General features: G+C 58.6%; 17 protein-coding genes and 1 pseudogene. 4 read left to right on the top strand and 14 right to left on the bottom strand.

Annotation, left to right across the window (positions count from 1 at the left end; all coding sequences use genetic code 11):
* The first annotated feature begins 54 nt into the window (after nucleotides 1-54).
* From JFU37_RS15190 to JFU37_RS15180, 3 genes and pseudogenes are all read left to right on the top strand, one after another.
* Nucleotides 55-393, top strand: coding sequence for an HIT domain-containing protein (locus JFU37_RS15190; RefSeq protein ID WP_201116039.1), 339 nt, complete (start codon nucleotides 55-57; stop codon nucleotides 391-393).
* A gap of 193 nt (nucleotides 394-586) precedes the next feature.
* Entirely contained in the window at nucleotides 587-1234 is a 648-nt protein-coding gene (gene coq7, locus JFU37_RS15185) for a 2-polyprenyl-3-methyl-6-methoxy-1,4-benzoquinone monooxygenase (RefSeq protein WP_201116038.1), read from the top strand.
* A 213-nt stretch (nucleotides 1235-1447) separates the two neighbouring features.
* Nucleotides 1448-2701, top strand: a pseudogene (locus tag JFU37_RS15180) (IS3 family transposase).
* Nucleotides 2702-2713: 12 nt separating this feature from the next.
* Here the strand turns inward: JFU37_RS15180 and speD are convergent.
* Together speD and JFU37_RS15170 are read right to left on the bottom strand one after the other, a co-directional pair.
* Entirely contained in the window at nucleotides 2714-3508 is a 795-nt protein-coding gene (gene speD, locus JFU37_RS15175) for an adenosylmethionine decarboxylase (protein ID WP_201116037.1), read from the bottom strand.
* A gap of 239 nt (nucleotides 3509-3747) precedes the next feature.
* Nucleotides 3748-4170: an OsmC family protein gene (locus tag JFU37_RS15170; protein ID WP_042730268.1), complete on the bottom strand. Its 423-nt coding sequence runs from the start codon at nucleotides 4168-4170 to the stop codon at nucleotides 3748-3750.
* Nucleotides 4171-4418: 248 nt separating this feature from the next.
* On the opposite strand from JFU37_RS15170, the gene crp reads away from it, so the two are divergent.
* Nucleotides 4419-5063, top strand: a complete 645-nt coding sequence (crp, locus tag JFU37_RS15165; RefSeq protein WP_201116036.1) for a cAMP-activated global transcriptional regulator CRP — start codon at nucleotides 4419-4421, stop codon at nucleotides 5061-5063.
* Between the two features lie 9 nt (nucleotides 5064-5072).
* On the opposite strand, the gene JFU37_RS15160 is transcribed toward crp, so the two are convergent.
* From JFU37_RS15160 to JFU37_RS15105, 12 genes are all read right to left on the bottom strand, one after another.
* Nucleotides 5073-5774: a lipoate--protein ligase family protein gene (locus JFU37_RS15160; RefSeq protein WP_201116035.1), complete on the bottom strand. Its 702-nt coding sequence runs from the start codon at nucleotides 5772-5774 to the stop codon at nucleotides 5073-5075.
* A gap of 145 nt (nucleotides 5775-5919) precedes the next feature.
* A complete protein-coding gene (trpC, locus tag JFU37_RS15155) occupies nucleotides 5920-6756 on the bottom strand; it encodes an indole-3-glycerol phosphate synthase TrpC (protein WP_201116034.1) in 837 nt (278 codons plus the stop codon).
* The gene (trpD, locus tag JFU37_RS15150; protein ID WP_201116033.1) at nucleotides 6753-7802 is read right to left on the bottom strand and encodes an anthranilate phosphoribosyltransferase; all 1050 of its coding nucleotides are present in this window, start codon (nucleotides 7800-7802) and stop codon (nucleotides 6753-6755) included. Before trpD ends, trpC begins: the two co-directional genes overlap by 4 nt.
* A 9-nt stretch (nucleotides 7803-7811) precedes the next feature.
* Nucleotides 7812-8405, bottom strand: a complete 594-nt coding sequence (locus tag JFU37_RS15145; RefSeq protein WP_201116032.1) for an aminodeoxychorismate/anthranilate synthase component II — start codon at nucleotides 8403-8405, stop codon at nucleotides 7812-7814.
* A gap of 113 nt (nucleotides 8406-8518) precedes the next feature.
* Complete coding sequence (trpE, locus tag JFU37_RS15140) at nucleotides 8519-10000, bottom strand: anthranilate synthase component I (protein ID WP_201116031.1); 1482 nt, start codon at nucleotides 9998-10000, stop codon at nucleotides 8519-8521.
* Between the two features lie 71 nt (nucleotides 10001-10071).
* Nucleotides 10072-10890, bottom strand: a complete 819-nt coding sequence (locus JFU37_RS15135) for a phosphoglycolate phosphatase (protein ID WP_201116030.1) — start codon at nucleotides 10888-10890, stop codon at nucleotides 10072-10074.
* Nucleotides 10887-11561, bottom strand: coding sequence for a ribulose-phosphate 3-epimerase (gene rpe / locus JFU37_RS15130; RefSeq protein ID WP_008035979.1), 675 nt, complete (start codon nucleotides 11559-11561; stop codon nucleotides 10887-10889). The genes JFU37_RS15135 and rpe overlap by 4 nt, the downstream gene beginning before the upstream one ends.
* Nucleotides 11562-11641: 80 nt before the next feature.
* The gene (locus JFU37_RS15125; protein ID WP_201116029.1) at nucleotides 11642-12790 is read right to left on the bottom strand and encodes an iron-containing alcohol dehydrogenase; all 1149 of its coding nucleotides are present in this window, start codon (nucleotides 12788-12790) and stop codon (nucleotides 11642-11644) included.
* A 229-nt stretch (nucleotides 12791-13019) separates the two neighbouring features.
* Entirely contained in the window at nucleotides 13020-13844 is an 825-nt protein-coding gene (locus tag JFU37_RS15120; protein WP_201116028.1) for an ABC transporter permease, read from the bottom strand.
* A 12-nt stretch (nucleotides 13845-13856) separates the two neighbouring features.
* A complete protein-coding gene (locus JFU37_RS15115; protein ID WP_201116027.1) occupies nucleotides 13857-15104 on the bottom strand; it encodes an ABC transporter permease in 1248 nt (415 codons plus the stop codon).
* Between the two features lie 263 nt (nucleotides 15105-15367).
* A complete protein-coding gene (locus tag JFU37_RS15110; RefSeq protein ID WP_201116026.1) occupies nucleotides 15368-16411 on the bottom strand; it encodes an ABC transporter substrate-binding protein in 1044 nt (347 codons plus the stop codon).
* A gap of 43 nt (nucleotides 16412-16454) precedes the next feature.
* Entirely contained in the window at nucleotides 16455-17579 is a 1125-nt protein-coding gene (locus JFU37_RS15105; protein WP_201116025.1) for an ABC transporter ATP-binding protein, read from the bottom strand.

Genomic DNA, 17579 nt, shown 5'->3' with positions numbered 1-17579 from the left:
CGGGCATAACCCATGGTTACACTCAGGCCAGCCCAAACAACGGAGAAAACAGCTGTGGATACTCTGTTCAGCAAGATCATCAACCGGGAAATCCCGGCGAAGATCATTTACGAGGACGACCAGGTACTGGCCTTCCACGACATCGCCCCACAGGCACCGGTGCATTTTCTGGTGATTCCGAAAAAAGCGGTGCGCACACTTAACGACCTGACCGAGGACGACAAAGCATTAGCGGGACACCTTCTGTTCACCGCCCAGCGTCTGGCTCTGGAATTGGGCTGCGAAGAAGGTTTCCGGGTGGTCATGAACTGCAATGAACTGGGTGGGCAGACCGTCTATCACATTCATATGCATGTGTTGGGTCAGCGCCAGATGCATTGGCCGCCGGGCTGATTCACCGCGTATCCCTGTAGGAGCGAGCTTGCTCGCGATGGTCGTCCAGCCACAAATAATGTGTCGGGTGTACCCTCTTCGCGAGCAAGCTCGCTCCTACAATATTGAATCCATTGAGAGCAATGACCCAGCGCAAACCTTCCCTCGGCCGATTGGGTTAAACTGGCCGCCGAGATTCTTCCCGGAGGTCAGCATGACTACCCAACGTCACTACTCGCCGATTGACCGTCTTCTGCTGCAAGCCGATGCCGCGATGCGTACCTTGCTGCCTTTCAGTGGCCAGCCGTACCGTCCGTCGCCCGCGATCGTGCGGCCGGATGCGCAAATGAGCGACGAAGACACCCGGCACGTCGCCGGTTTGATGCGCATCAACCATACCGGCGAAGTCTGTGCCCAGGCGCTGTATCAAGGGCAAGCCCTGACCGCCAAGCTGCCGCAAGTGCGCGCGGCCATGGAACATGCCGCCGAAGAAGAAATCGATCATCTGGTCTGGTGCGAACAACGCATCCGGCAGTTAGGTAGCCATACCAGCATCCTTAATCCGCTGTTCTACGGCATGTCGTTCGGGATTGGCGCGGTGGCCGGGTTGATCAGCGACAAAGTCAGCCTCGGTTTCGTGGCTGCCACTGAGCATCAAGTGTGCAAACACCTGAACGAACACCTTGAACAACTGCCGGCCGCGGACGGAAAGTCCCGGGCGATCCTCGAGCAGATGCGCATCGATGAAGAACATCACGCCGAAAGCGCGCTGGAGGCTGGCGGCTTCCGCTTCCCGGCCCCGGTGAAGTTCGGCATGAGCCTGATGGCCAAGGTGATGACCAAGAGTACTTATCGGATCTGACCTGATCTGTAGGAGCGAGCTCGCTCGCGATGGACGTTAACGATTACGCGTGTTTTTCTGGATAAACGTGTCGCTCTCTCGTCCATCGCGAGCAAGCTCGCTCCTACAGGGCATAAAAAAGGCGACTACCGCAAAGTAGTCGCCTTTTTTTGTTACTCGTGTCCCGTCCTGAATAAGGTTTACACCTTCTGATCTGTTTTTCAGGAGGACGTAATGGAATCCGCAAAAAGGCGTAGTCAGCGAGACTACACGCTGACCTTTAAATTGTCGGTCGTCGACCAGGTCGAAAAAGGCGAGCTGAGTTATAAAGAGGCTCAGGAGCGCTACGGGATTCAAGGCAAAACGACCGTTCTGACATGGTTACGCAAGCACGGTCGTCAAGATTGGAGCCCCGGCACCTACATTGGCTCGCCGAGGATGGGGTCTATGCCCGACAAAAACCGACCATTAACGCCAGAGCAGCGCATCAAAGAGCTTGAAGAGCAGTTGGCGCTGTCCAATCAGAAAGCGCAGTTTTTCGAGGCCGTCGTGGACGTCTTGAAAAATGACTACGGTCTCTCTGTCGTAAAAAAGCGTCCCGGCAAGTCCTCGCGCAAAAACGAATCCAAAACCTGAGCATCAGCAGGGCTTGCCAGTTCATGGGGATAAGCCGACAGGCTTACTACAAACGCAATCGCGCCGATGCTGCTCGTCTGATTCTGGATCAGAAAGTTGCCGATTTCGTTCAGCAAAAGCGCCTGCGGCAGCCGCGGTTGGGCACTAGAAAGCTGCATTACCTGCTGCAATGTCAGCCACTGCTTGAGCTGCAAGTAGGGCGAGATCGCCTGTTTTCGATTCTGCGCGAACGGCGTTTATTGGTAGCCCGTAAGCGGGCGTATCACAAGACAACCGACAGTCATCATCGCTTTCGACGCCATCCGAACCTGCTCAAACCGGGGCCTGAACAGGTTGTTCCCAGCGGCCCGGAACAGGTCTGGGTGGCTGACATCACCTATCTGCCCACTCAGGAAGGCGTGGCCTATCTGAGCCTTGTGACGGATGCTTTTTCGCGAAAGATCGTGGGCTATCACGTCCATGAAAGCCTGCACACCGAGTCGGTCGCGCAGGCGCTGCGCCGGGCGGTGAAGCACCGTCGAACGGAGCAGCCACTGGTTCATCACTCGGACAGAGGCAGCCAGTATTGCTCGGGAATGTACCAGGAACTGCACGCAAAACACGGCATCAGGTGTTCGATGACGGACGGCTACGACTGTTATCAAAACGCCCTGGCAGAGCGGGTCAACGGGATATTGAAGACGGAGCTTTTGCTCCAGCGACCACAGGATTTAACGCAGGCGAAGAAAATGGTGAGCGAGTCGGTATCGATCTACAACCGCGAGCGTCCGCACCTGTCGTTGAAATACAAAACGCCCGATGCGATGCATCGGGCGTTGGGGTGAAACAGGTGTAAACCTATTTCAGGACTAGACATCGAAAATCTTAGTTCGGCACGTTGCGCGCGTAGAAGATTTCCAGCATTTCGTGTTTCACACGCTCGGTCACCTGGACACGTTGCTCAGAGGACAGGCTGGTGGTCGCGTCGCCGAACAGGTAGTTGTCCAGTTCGAAGTTCTTCAGCAGCATTTTGGTGTGGAACAGATTTTCCTGGTACACGTTTACGTCAGTCATCTGGTAACCGTCGCGGGTGTCTTCGGAAAGGTAGTTCTGGATCGAGTTGATCTCGTGGTCGATGAAGTGCTTTTTACCTTCAACGTCACGAGTGAAACCGCGCACACGATAATCCACGGTCACGATGTCCGAATCGAACTGGTGAATCAGGAAGTTGAGTGCCTTAAGCGGTGAAATGACGCCACAGGTCGACACGTCAATGTCCACACGGAATGTCGCGATACCGTCCACTGGATGGATTTCCGGGTAGGTGTGAACCGTGATGTGGCTCTTGTCGAGGTGGGCCAGGATAATTTCAGGCAGCGGGCCCGGGGACTCTTCGATCTGACTGTCGGTAGGTGTCACCGGCTCTTCAGAGATCAGAATCGTGACGCTGGCACCCTGGGGTTCATAGTCCTGACTGGCGATGTTCAGGATATTGGCACCAATGATATCGACAACTTCTGTGAGGATCTGCGTCAGGCGTTTCGCGTTGTACTCTTTATTGATGTACTCGACGTAAGCCTGTTGGTCTTGCGGGGTTTCCGCGTAGCAGATGTCATAGATGTTGAAGCTCAAGGTCTTTGTCAGGTTATTGAACCCGTGGAGCTTGAGTTTGCTTTTCACCGTTAAAAACTCTCTATGTATTGCGGCCCGAGCCGCGTGATCAAGCATGCCCGTCAGATGCGGACGACGCACCTGCGTAGGACGGTTAACACCTCTTCGCGATGGCGATTTTGGTTGTCTGTTCGGGTGTGCGGCCTGTCGGTAGACGGGCCACTACCCTGAAAAAAGTGGCGCATTATGCAGACGTCAGCTTGGGATCGCCAGAGTCTGCACTGCTTTTATGATAGTTGAATGTCGATTCAACCGAGTTCGATAATCTCGTAGTCGTGCGTAATCTCTACACCCGCGGCGCCGAGCATGATCGAGGCCGAGCAATACTTCTCGGCAGACAACTCGATGGCGCGTTTGACCTGGGCTTCTTTCAGCGCCCGGCCTTTGACCACGAAATGCATATGGATCTTGGTGAAGACCTTAGGATCTTCGGTCGCGCGCTCGGCTTCGAGGAAGGCTTCGCAGCTCTCGACGGCCTGACGGGACTTCTTGAGGATGCTGACCACATCGAAATTGCTGCAACCGCCGACACCCAGCAGGAGCATTTCCATCGGCCGGACACCCAGGTTGCGTCCACCGGCATCGGGCGGACCGTCCATGACCACGACATGACCGCTGCCGGATTCGCCGAGGAACATGGCTTCACCAGCCCATTGGATGCGTGCCTTCATCGCCAAGACTCCACTGTATAAAAAAGGGTCGCCAGCTTAGCACAGGGCCCCGCAATGACAGCGCTTCACCTTCCTGGGACATCTCCGTCAGCGCCGTAGGTAAATGTTCGAATGTTGCAGGAAGTGTCTGTTAAGCTGGCGCCAATTCGCTGGCGCATAGCCAGCCTTGTAGCGAATAAAAAGATCGCAGGCTTCGCCAGCTCCTACAAAAAATCAAACACACCGTGCAGTCATTTCGGGACACAACCATGGTTGCTATTGCCCCCACCCCCAAAATCAAGAACCTCGACAAGCTGTTGATGCACTGCCAGCGCCGTCGCTATGCGGCCAAGAGCAACATCATCTGTGCCGGCGACCGCTCGGATACGCTGTTCTTCATCATCAAAGGCTCGGTCACCATTCTGATCGAGGATGACGACGGCCGGGAAATGATCATTGCCTACCTGAACTCCGGCGACTTTTTTGGTGAGCTGGGTTTGTTTGAACAGGCCGGCCTGGAACAGGAACGCAGTGCCTGGGTGCGCGCGAAGATCGAATGCGAAGTCGCGGAAATCAGCTACGCGAAATTCCGCGAGTTGTCCCAGCAAGACCCGGACATTCTTTACGTGCTTAGCGGACAAATCGCACAGCGCCTGCGTAACACTACCCGCAAGGTGGGCGATCTGGCGTTCTTCGACGTGACTGGCCGCGTGGCTCGCTGCTTGCTGGAGCTGTGTAAGCAGCCAGACGCCATGACTCATCCCGACGGGATGCAGATCAAGGTGACCCGCCAGGAAATCGGGCGGATTGTCGGGTGCTCGCGTGAGATGGTCGGCCGCGTGCTCAAGGATCTTGAAGAACGCAACCTGGTGGACGTCAAAGGCAAGACCATGGTGGTCTTCGGTACGCGCTAAGCTCGAAAACTACGCCCCGAACATGTCCGCCAACAACTGGCGATAGAGCGCGTCGAGCCGGCCCAGTGCGTCAGGCGCGGTAAATTTTTCATGCAGGGCGATGTGGCTCTCGGCGCGAACCCGCTGTTCCAGTCCGCAGGCCTCATTGAAACGATTGACCGCCGCGACCATCGATTCGCGTTCGTTATCCAGCAACAAAGCGCCATGCACCAACCCGACCGGACGCGAACCGCCCTTGCTCTGGCGCCAGCGCTGAGCAGTGCCCACCATCTTGCGCCCGTCGAGGTTAACGTTGAACCGGCCATCGCAGAATGCGCCGTCCACTTCACCCAAGGACGAAACGCCGCCCAGTTCATCCAGCAACTGACAGATCGGATCGCACAGTCGGCGATAAGCGGTTTCGATGCGGTTCTGGTCGCCCTCGCTGCGTGGGGGCGCGTAAACCAGCGCGATGTTGATCGTTGAAGCCGATTGCGGCACCGGTTCACCGCCGGTTTCGCGTAGCAGCACCGGCCAGTCAGCAGCGGCCGATACTTCGCACGCGGATTCGAACTGTGGCAGACGATTCAAGCGGCGCGGCATGACCAATGCGCGGTCACTGGGTTGCCAGAACAGCAGGCCGAATTCGGAATCGCCGGTGCACACTGAAGTCAGCAGATCCTGTTCAGCGAGGAGGCCGGCTTCGGTGGTCAGTGAGGTAATCAGGGTCATAAGGTATTCCGTCGGACGTTAAGTCTGTGGTGCGTCTTATGCCGCCATCGCGAGCAAGCTCGCTCCCACATTTGATCGGAGGTGCTCACAAATTTTGTGTCCACCAACAATCACTGTGGGAGCGAGCTTGCTCGCGATGCTTTTTTCAGTCGAGTGTAGAACCGCTTACCGCAGTCCCACGCTCTGGAAAGAACAAGCGCTGCAGTTCGGTGCCCGGGCTTTCGGCGCGCATGAATGCCTCGCCGACCAGGAACGCATACACATCGCTGATTTCCATCAACTCGACATCGGCCCGATTGAGAATGCCGCTTTCAGTGATCACCAAACGATCACGCGGAATACGTGGCAACAGGTCAAGCGTGGTTTCCAGGCTGACGTCAAAGGTGTGCAGATTGCGGTTGTTCACGCCGACCAACGGAGTGTCGAGGGTTTTCAAGGCCCGTTCCAACTCGTCGCCATCGTGAACTTCCACCAGCACGTCGAGGCCGACGCTTTTTGCCACGGCGGCCAGCTCGGCCATTTTCACGTCATCCAGTGCGGAGACGATCAACAGCACGCAGTCCGCACCCAGGGCACGGGCTTCGACGATCTGATACGGATCGATCATGAAATCCTTGCGGATCACCGGCAGCTTGCACGCCGCGCGAGCCTGTTGCAGATACACATCTGCACCCTGGAAGTAATCGATATCGGTAAGCACCGACAGGCAAGTCGCGCCGCCCTTCTCATAGCTCCTGGCGATGTCGGCAGGCACGAAGTTCTCGCGAATCACGCCTTTGCTCGGCGAAGCTTTCTTGATTTCAGCTATGACTGCAGGCTGCTTGAGCTTGGCCTGAGCCAACAATGCCTTGGCAAACCCACGGGGTGCATCGGCCGCCTTGGCCAGACTTTCCAGCTCTGCCAGCGTTACACGGGCGCTACGCTCGGCAACTTCCTGGACTTTGCGCGCCAGAATGTTTTCCAGAACCGTCGGTACACTCATCCCTCATTCTCCACTTTGAATACCGCGGTAAATGCACCCAACTCCTCAAGTTTTTCCCGAGCGAGGCCTGTGTGCAGCGCATCGTGCGCCAGGGCAACGCCTTCCTTCAAGCTGGTGGCATGGTCGGCAGCGTACAGCGCGGCCCCGGCATTGAGCACGATCATCTCGGCAGCTTTCTGACCGTTCTCGGTCTTGCGCTTGCCCAAGGCATCGCGGATCAGCTCAAGAGAGGCCGCCGGGCTGTCCACCGCCAGGCCGTGCAGGCTCTGGCTCTTCATGCCCAAGTCTTCCGGTTCGACCCAATACTCGGTGACCTGATCATTCTTCAGCTCCGCGACAAACGTCGGCGCCGCCAGACTGAACTCATCCAGGCCATCTTTCGAATGCACGACGAGCACGTGTTTGCTGCCCAGACGTTGCAAGACTTCGGCCAATGGCCGGCACAGCGCCTGATTGAACACACCCACCACCTGATGTTTAACACCGGCCGGATTCGTAAGCGGGCCGAGCATGTTGAACAGGGTGCGCAGGCCAAGCTCCCGACGCGGGCCGGCGGCGTACTTCATGGCACTGTGATGGGTCTGGGCAAACATGAAACCGATGCCGACGTTATCGATGCAACGTGCCACCTGAACCGGGGTCAGGTTCAGGTAGATACCGGCTGCCTCCAGCAGGTCGGCACTGCCGCTTTTGCCCGAGACGGCGCGGTTACCATGCTTGGCGACGGTGCAACCAGCGGCTGCGACGACGAAAGATGAAGCGGTCGATACGTTGAAAATGTTCGCACCATCACCGCCAGTGCCGACCACATCGACGACGCCGTCGAGGGTCTTGAGTTCGACTTTGTCCGCCAGCTCACGCATCACCGACACGGCGCCGACGATTTCGTCGATGCTTTCGCTCTTCATGCGCATGGCCATCATGAATGCGCCGATCTGCGCATCCGTGCATTGCCCGGTCATGATTTCGCGCATCACATCGCGCATTTCATCGGTGCTGAGGTCGAGTTGATCGACGATACGGCTCAGGGCTGTCTTGATATTCATGAAACGTCCTTAGCGCGTGCCGCCGGTTTGTTTGAGGAAGTTGGCGAACAGTTCGTGGCCCTGCTCGGTCAGGATCGACTCAGGGTGAAACTGCACACCCTCGATGTTCAGCGTCTTGTGGCGCAGCCCCATGATCTCGTCGACCGAACCGTCTTCGAGCTGGGTCCAGGCGGTCAGCTCCAGGCAGTCCGGCAGGGTTTCGCGCTTGACGATCAGCGAGTGATAACGGGTGACCGTCAGCGGGTGATTCAGACCTTCGAATACACCTTTGTCCTCGTGGAACACCGGGCTGGTCTTGCCGTGCATGACCTGACGGGCACGGACCACATCGCCGCCAAAGGCCTGGCCAATGGACTGGTGGCCCAGGCACACGCCCAGAATCGGCAGTTTGCCGGCGAAATACTTGATCGCTTCAATTGAAATGCCGGCTTCGGTCGGGGTGCAAGGACCAGGAGAGACGACGATCCGCTCAGGGTTGAGGGCTTCGATTTCGGCAATGGTGAGCTCATCGTTGCGCACGACTTTGACCTGGGAGCCGAGCTCACCAAGGTACTGCACAACGTTGTAGGTAAAGGAGTCGTAGTTATCGATCATCAGCAACATGGCTTAAAACCTCTTGAATTCACTGACTTTAAATACAGCTTTCGAATGAGTGACTCGCAGCGTCCAGCGCTTTGTCAGTCAAAGCGGCATGTCATACGGGTCGCGTTCATCGGTCAGCTTTCCGGAGTTTGTTCAGCCAGAGCTACGGCGCGGAACATTGCGCGACGCTTGTTCAGGGTTTCTTCCCATTCCAGCGCCGGTACCGAGTCGGCGACGATGCCGCCACCGGCCTGCACATGCAGTTCGCCGTTCTTGATCACCGCGGTACGAATGGCGATGGCGGTGTCCATGTTGCCGTTCCAGGCGAAATAACCGACCGCGCCGCCGTAGACGCCACGCTTGACCGGTTCCAGTTCGTCGATGATTTCCATCGCGCGGATCTTCGGCGCACCGGACAAGGTGCCCGCCGGCAGAATCGCCCGCAGTGCGTCCATCGCCGTCAACCCGGCCTTCAACTGGCCCGTGACGTTGGACACGATGTGCATCACGTTGGAGTAACGCTCGATGACCATTTTCTCGGTGAGCTTCACCGAACCGATTTCCGAGACCCGACCGGTGTCATTACGGCCCAGGTCGATCAGCATCAAATGCTCGGCGATTTCCTTGTCGTCGGACAGCAGGTCTTTTTCCAGCGCCAAGTCAGCTTCTTCGCTGGCTCCGCGTGGGCGAGTGCCGGCGATCGGGCGCACGGTGATCAGGTTGTCTTCGACCCGCACCAGCACTTCTGGCGAACTGCCGACGACATGGAAGTCACCGAAGTTGAAAAAGTACATGTAAGGCGTCGGGTTGAAACAACGCAGCGCCCGGTACAGATCGATTGGCGCGGCCTTGAAGTCGATCGACATGCGCTGGGACGGCACAACTTGCATGCAGTCGCCGGCCAGGATGTATTCCTTGATGGTGTCGACGGCTTTTTCGTAATCGTCCTGGGTGAAACTGGAGCGGAACACCGGATCGGCCGATTGCTGCTTGCTGAAATCCAGGCCACGGCGTGGCGTGATCGGCTGGCGGAGTTTTTCCAGCAATTCTTCCAGACGCGCTTGGCCTTGTTCGAAGGCATCGGCCTGCGCCGGGTCGGCCAGGACAATCGCGTGCATCTTGCCGGCGAGGTTGTCGAACACTACCACGGCGTCGGACACCATCAGCAGAATGTCCGGCACACCCAGCGGATCCGGGTTCGGGCACTTGCCCAGGCGTTTTTCCACATAGCGCACGCAGTCGTAACCGAAATAACCCACCAGACCGCCGTTGAAACGCGGCAGGCCGGGGATAGTCGGTACGTTGTAACGAGCTTTGAACTCTTCAACAAAGGCCAGTGGATCTTGTGCTTCGTGGCTTTCGATCTCGATGCCGTCGTGGGTCACGCTCACCTGGTGATCGTGAACGCGCAACACAGTGCGGCACGGCAGGCCGATGATCGAATAACGGCCCCACTTTTCCCCGCCCTGAACGGACTCGAGCAGATAGGAGTTAGGCTCGTCGGCCAGCTTAAGGTAGATCGACAGCGGCGTGTCGAAGTCGGCCAGGGTTTCGCAGGCAAGCGGGATGCGGTTGTAGCCGGCAGCGGCCAAACGCAGGAATTCTTCGCGGATCATGAGGTAGCCTCGTGGCTTGAGGGTCTAACAGTCAGGTATGCAAACGCGCCGGTATGCCGGCCAGGAACAAGTCAGGCGCGCCAACGCCAGCGGGCCAGGGCCTTGATGACTTTCATCCAGAGTTTGCGAGTGACCACCACGATGGAGTTTCCAGGAGGGGATTGAACAGCGTCGGCCAACGTTATCTCAGCGGCCGGATCCAGGCAACCGGGAATTAGCTTGCGCAAATCGTCGATCACCAGCGCTGGCGACTCTTCGGCAATCGGTCGGCCGTGGTTATAGCCATAACTGAGCGCCACGCATTTGACCCCCGCCGCTTTCGCCGCCTGCACGTCGCTGCGCGAATCGCCGACGAACAACGATTGCGAAGCCGGGATGTTGGCCATTTTCATCACGAAAAACAGCGCGGCCGGATCGGGTTTCTTCTGTGGCAAGGTGTCGCCACCGATGATCCATTTGAAGTAACGGCCGATTTTCATCTGATCCAGCAGCGGTGCGACAAAGCGCTCCGGCTTATTGGTGATCAGGGCCATCTCCACGCCTTGTTTGTTCAGCCATTTGAGGGTGTCACGCACGCCGGGGTAAACCACCGTCAGCTCGTGACCGTCCTCGTAAAAGCCGTTGAACAACTCCAGGGCATGCTCGGCCTCAACGTCATCGACACCCTCGGCGTCGATATGGTTGGCCAACGCCCGGCGCACCAGCATGTACACGCCGTTACCCACCCAGTCACGCACCGATTCGATGCCGACAGGTTTGCGCCCGAGTTTGAGCAGCATGTTATCCACAGCCGCCGCGATGTCAGGGACCGAATCGACAAGCGTGCCGTCCAGATCGAACATCACCAGCCGCGGCAAACGCCCCGGGAACAGCTGCTCAAAGCCGCTCATGGGCGGGCCAATGCCAGTTCGGAACGCATCTTCTCGATCACTTCCTGGTAGTTCGGCGCATTGAAGATCGCCGAGCCGGCCACAAAGGTGTCGGCGCCAGCCGCAGCGATTTCACGGATGTTATTCACGTTAACGCCGCCGTCGATTTCCAGGCGGATGTCACGGCCGGAAGCGTCGATCAGCGCCCGCGCTTCTCGCAGTTTGTCGAGGGTGCCAGGAATGAACTTCTGCCCGCCGAAGCCCGGGTTGACGCTCATCAGCAAGATCATGTCGACCTTGTCCATCACATACTTGAGCACGTCCAGCGGGGTCGCCGGGTTGAACACCAGGCCCGACTTGCAGCCGCCTTCGCGGATCAGTTGCAGGGAACGGTCGACGTGTTGCGTGGCTTCCGGGTGAAAGGTGATGTAGGTCGCGCCGGCTTCGATGAAGTCACCGACGATGCGGTCCACCGGGCTGACCATCAGGTGCGCGTCGATCGGCGCGGTCACGCCGTACTTGCGCAATGCGGCGCAGACCATCGGGCCGATGGTCAGGTTCGGCACGTAGTGGTTGTCCATGACATCGAAGTGCACGAAGTCGGCGCCGGCGGCCAGGACGTTGTCCACTTCTTCACCCAGGCGGGCGAAGTCGGCGGAGAGAATCGACGGAGCAATGACGAAGGGCTGCATGACGCACCTTTTTTGAGCAGAATCACGATGGCGCGCATTGTATACCGCATGCTTTGGCCCGCGCACTGTGGCGGCGATGATCAGTAGGCCGCTCGGTAGATCTTCTCGATATCAATCGCGCTCAATTTGCGCGGATTGTTGCGCATCAGGCGCTCGATCCCCGCGGCCTCCAAGGCCATCGCCGGAATCGCGTCCTCGGGAATGCCGAAACTGCGCAGGCCCGGCGGGATTTCCACCGCTGCGCACAACGCGGTCATTGCCTCGACGGCTTTGTCGGCCGCTTCGTTAGCACTCAGATGAGCGGTCTGCACCCCCATGGCTTCGCCAATATCCTGCATGCGCTCGACGCAGGCCATTTTGTTCCAGGTCATGACATACGGCAGCAACAAGGCGTTGCTGACGCCATGGGCAATGTTGAACCGCCCGCCGAGCGGGTACGCCAGCGCATGCACCGCCCCAACCCCGGCATTGCCGAACGCCATACCGGCCATCAGGCTGGCGGTGGCCATGTCTTCGCGCGCTTGCAGGTTCGACGGGTTGGCGTAGGCCTTGGGCAGCGCCTTGGTGATCAGCTTGATGGCGGCGATGGCGAGGGCGTCAGTGATCGGCGAGGCATTGACGGAGAGGTAGGATTCGATGGCATGCACCAGCGCATCGACGCCACTGGCGGCGGTGACGCTGCGCGGGCAAGTCAGGGTCATCTGCGGACTGACCAGCGCCACGTCCGGCAATAGATAGTCGCTGACGATGCCTTTCTTCAACTGCGCAACCTTGTCGGAGAGGATCGCGACGTTGGTCACTTCCGAGCCGGTGCCCGCGGTGGTCGGGATGGCGATCAGCGGAGGACCTTTGCGCGGCACCTGATCAATGCCGAACAGATCCTCCAGTGCCCCGTGGTAACCGGCGTAGGCCGAGACACTTTTAGCAATGTCGATGGCACTGCCGCCACCCAGACCGATCAGACCGTCGTGCCCGCCCTCACGGTAGACCCGCATGCAGTCTTCGACGATGGCGATTTCCGGGTCTGGCAGTACACGGTCGAAAATTTCATAGGTTCGGTCGCCCAACTGCGCCAGCGCCAGCTCGACCGTGCCGGACTTGACCAGTGCGGCATCGGTGACGATCAGCGGGTTGTCGATGTCCAGGCGTGTCAGTTCAGCCGCCAGTTGCTCGATGGCGCCTGCGCCGGTGATCAGTTTGTGAGCGATTTTGAAAGAGGAAAGACTCATCGTGCGCAGCCTCTTATAGATAGGGGAGCTGGGCACAATAGTAGCTGGGGATTGGGGTTTGTCTGCTATTCAGCCCGTGAATGACCCGAGCCCCCGGTAACGCCGCAAAACAACTGTAGGAGCTGCCGCAGGCTGCGATCTTTTGATCTTAAAAAATCAAAGTCAAAAGATCGCAGCCTGCGGCAGCTCCTACAAGGTCCGCGTGACCAGCACAGTTCGCTGGGCCGTGTCAGACCTGAGCGGTGCGCAGTTTTTCGCTGCGGCCGCGCAGCCATTCCAGGGTCAGCAGCAGGATCACCGAGAAGGCAATCAGCAAGGTCGCCGCGGCGGCGATGGTCGGGCTGAGGTTTTCGCGGATCCCGCTAAACATCTGCCGAGGCAAGGTCGCTTGTTCGGGACCGGCGAGGAACAACGTCACCACCACCTCATCGAACGAGGTCGCGAACGCAAACAACGCCCCCGAAATCACACCCGGCGCAATCAGCGGCAAGGTCACCCGACGGAACGCGGTCAGCGGCGAAGCACCGAGGCTGGCAGCGGCGCGCACCAGGTTATGGTTGAACCCCTGCAACGTCGCCGACACTGTGATGATCACAAACGGCACACCCAACACCGCATGCACCACGATCAGCGAGATAAAGCTGTTGCCAAACCCCAGCGGAGCAAAGAACAGATAACTGGCCACACCGATGATCACCACCGGCACCACCATCGGCGAAATCACCAGCGCCATCACCAGCGCCTTGCCCGGGAAGTTGCCACGCGTCAGACCAATCGCCGCCAGCGTACCGAACAGCATTGCCAGCACCGTCGCCGCCGGGGCAACGATGATGCTGTTCCTCAGCGAACGCATCCACTCGGCGGAGGCAAAGAAGTCCTGATACCAGTGCAACGAAAAGCCTTGCAGCGGATACACCAGGAAACTGCCCGAATTGAACGACAGCGGAATGATCACCAGCACCGGCAGAATCAGGAACAACAAAATCAGGCCGCAGAGGATCCGCAAGCTGTAGAACCACACCCGCTCGATGGGCGACATATAAGGACTCAGCATTTCATTCTCCCCTTAGCTCAGGCGCAGGCGACTGGCGCCGACCAGCCAGTTGTAAATCAGATAAAGCACCACGGTTGCCAACAGCAGCAGCCCACCGAGTGCGGTCGCCATGCCCCAGTTGATGCTGGTGTTGGTGTAGAAGGCGACGAAGTAACTGACCATCTGATCGTTCGGGCTGCCCAGCAACGCCGGGGTGATGTAGTAGCCGATGGCGAGGATGAACACCAACAGGCAACCGGCGCCGACACCGGCATAGGTCTGCGGGAAGTACACCCGCCAGAAGCTGGCGAAAGGATGGCAACCGAGGGAGATCGCCGCACGCATGTAAGTCGGCGAGATGCCTTTCATTACACTGTAGATCGGCAAAATCATGAACGGCAGCAGGATGTGCACCATGGAGATGTAAACCCCGGTGCGGTTGAACACCAGTTCCAGCGGCTTATCGATGATGCCCATGGCCATCAGGCCACTGTTTATAAGCCCGCCCGATTGCAGCAGCACGATCCACGCTGCAACTCGCACCAGGATGGAGGTCCAGAATGGCAGCAGCACCAGAATCATCAGCAAGTTGCTTTGGCGTGATGGCAGGTTCGCCAGCAAATAAGCCAACGGGTAAGCCAGCAACAGGCAGATCACGGTGATGATCAGGCCCATCCAGAAGGTGCGGGCAAAGATGTCGAGGTAGATCGCCTGATCGGGCGTGGCCGGGGCGATTTCGCCAAGGTCGTCGATCCGGTGATCGACCGCCGCCAGCAAGTAGTAAGGTGTGATACTGCTGGTGTTGCGGCGCACCGCTTGCCAATAGGCCGGGTCACCCCAGCGCTCGTCGAGCCCTTCCAGCGCTTCTTTATAAGAGGCCGGTTCAGTGGCGAACGGCAAGGCACGGGCGGTTTTGGTCAGCAGGCTGCGATAGCCGGCCAACTCCATGTTCAAGCGTTTGGACAGGTCGCCCAGGCTCTGATTCTTGCGGGCTTCAGCGAGGTCTTCGCTGGCCGCTTTATACACCGGCTCAGCGGGCAGGCCTCGGCCGTCCCAACTGGCGATAGCCGTCACGGTGCGCGGCATGCCGCCGACCACCTCCGGGTTACCAACACTTTTGTAGAGCAGCGCCACGATTGGCACCAGGAACACCAGCAACAGAAACAGCACCAATGGCGCGATCAAGGCCTGAGCCTTCCAGCGGTTGATCCGCTCGGCGTGCTTGAGCCGCTGCTTCAAGGTGGGGTCAGTGCCCGCGTTCAGGGGAACGGCGATAGCCATGGCGTACTCCGGAAATCTTTGATCGATCGAAAATGTGGGAGCGAACTTGTGGCGAGGGGGCTTGTGTGGCGAGGGGATTTATCCCCGTCCGGCTGCGTAGCAGTCGCAAATCCGATGAATGCGGTGTACCTGAAACTCTGTAGTCGCAGGTTTTGGGGCCGCTTCGCGACCCAACGGGGATAAATCCCCTCACCACATAAATCTCTTCACCACACAAATCCCCAACACAAAAGCTCGCCCTCACAGGAGGGCGAGCCCTCTAGTTACTTCGCTGCCCAGGAATTGAAGCGCTGCTCCAGTTGCTCGCCGTTGTCAGCCCAGAAGCTGACGTCGATCTGCACCTGGTTGGCGATGTTTTCCGGGGTGGTCGGCATGTCTTTCAGGACATCCTTGGCCAGCAACGGTACGGCCTGGGTGTTGGCCGGGCCGTAGGCGATGTTTTCCGAGTAGGTTTTCTGCTGCTGCGGCATTACCGAGAAGGCGATGAATTTCTTCGCCGCTTCAGCACGTGCCTTGTCCAGACCTTTTGGAATGGCCCATGCGTCGAAGTCGTAGATACCGCCGTTCCACACGACTTTCAGGTTGCTTTCTTTTTGCACGGCAGCGATCCGGCCGTTGTAGGCCGAGCTCATGACCACGTCACCGGAAGCAAGGTACTGCGGCGGTTGTGCGCCGGCTTCCCACCACTGAATGTTTGGCTTCAACTCATCAAGCTTCTTGAACGCACGGTCCTGACCGTCTTTACCCGCCAGCACTTTGTAGACGTCTTTCGGCGCCACGCCGTCGGCCATCAGAGCGAATTCCAGGGTGTACTTGGCGCCTTTACGCAGACCGCGTTTGCCAGGGAATTTCTTGGTGTCCCAGAAATCCACCCAACTGGTCGGCGCGGAGGCCAGCTTGTCGGCGTTGTAAGCCAACACGGTCGACCACACGAAGAAGCCCACGCCGCAAGGCTGGATGGCGCCTTTGACATAGTCTTCGGACTTGCCGAACAACTTCGGATCAAGCTGCTCGAACATGTCTTCGTCGCAACCACGGGACAGCTCAGGCGATTCAACTTCCACCAGGTCCCAGGACACGCTCTTGGTGTCGACCATGGCTTTGACCTTGGCCATTTCGCCGTTGTACTCGCCCGCCACGATCTTGCCGTTACCCGCCGCTTCCCACGGTGCGTAGAAGGCTTTGGCCTGCGCCGCCTTGTTCGCCCCGCCAAAGGACACCACGGTCAGGTCCGGGCCCGCCGCCATTGCGTGCGCCGCTCCGATCATGCCCATGACCAAAGCGGTGAATTTCAGGGATCTCAACATTTATTGTTCTCTCCACGTGCAGGGTTGGTGTAGCAGGGGGCGATCAGTTCGCCTCTAAAAGTGGGTCGAGCGCGCGAACGTGTTCGACCTGCCAGCCAAGCGGTACCACGTCGCCAACGGCGAGCGCGGGATCGAGCTCGGCAATCGGTTGTTTCACAAAGAAGTCAGTCTTGCCGCAGACCTCCAGGCGAACCCGGACGTGGTCGCCCAGATAGATGAATTCCGCCACCCTCCCTGAGAAGCGGTTGACGCAGGACTCGCTGGAGCCGTTGAGGCTCACGCGTTCCGGGCGAATCGATAGGGTGACGGGTTCGCCGGTCTTGCCGACGTTGACTGCCAGGGCTTCAACCTTCTCACCGCGACCAAGTTCGACGATGCAGCGATCACCGGTCTGGCTGTGCAAGCGGCCGTTGAGGCGGTTGTTCTCGCCGATAAAGTTGGCAACGAAGGTATTTTTCGGCTCTTCGTAGAGCGTGCGCGGCGGCGCGATCTGCTGGATTTCACCCTGATGGAAGACGGCCACACGGTCGGACATGGTCAGGGCTTCGCCCTGGTCGTGGGTCACGTAGACCACCGTCACGCCCAGACGCTGGTGCAGATGCTTGATCTCCATCTGCATGTGTTCGCGCAATTGTTTGTCGAGTGCACCGAGGGGTTCGTCCATCAGCACCAGTTGTGGTTCGAACACCAGGGCGCGGGCCAGCGCCACGCGCTGCTGCTGACCACCGGACAGTTGGCCCGGATAACGCTGGGCGAAGGTGTCGAGCTGAACCATGCTCAGAACACGCTTGACCCGGTCACTGACGTCGCTCTTGTTCAAGCCGCGCACGGTCAGCGGGAACGCGAGGTTCTCGGCGACCGTCATATGCGGGAACAAGGCGTAGTTCTGGAACACCATGCCGATGTCACGCTTGTGCGGCGGCACGTTGTTGATGGAACGCCCGGCCAGCTGGATTTCGCCGGCAGTCGGTGTTTCGAAACCGGCGAGCATCATCAGGCTGGTGGTCTTGCCGGAGCCGGACGGCCCGAGCAAGGTGAGGAATTCGCCTTTGCGAATTTCCAGGTTGAGGTCTTTGACGATCAGGTTCTCGCCGTCGTAGCTTTTTTGCACTCCACGAAAGCTAACCAGAATGTCACTGGCCCCTACGTTTGAATCGACCTGGCTCAT

The sequence above is a fragment of the Pseudomonas sp. TH41 genome, from assembly GCF_016650695.1.
In the GTDB taxonomy this organism is placed as follows: Bacteria; Pseudomonadota; Gammaproteobacteria; order Pseudomonadales; family Pseudomonadaceae; genus Aquipseudomonas.
Note: the sequence above shows the minus strand (reverse complement) of the source record. Positions and strands in the feature narration are given on the sequence as shown.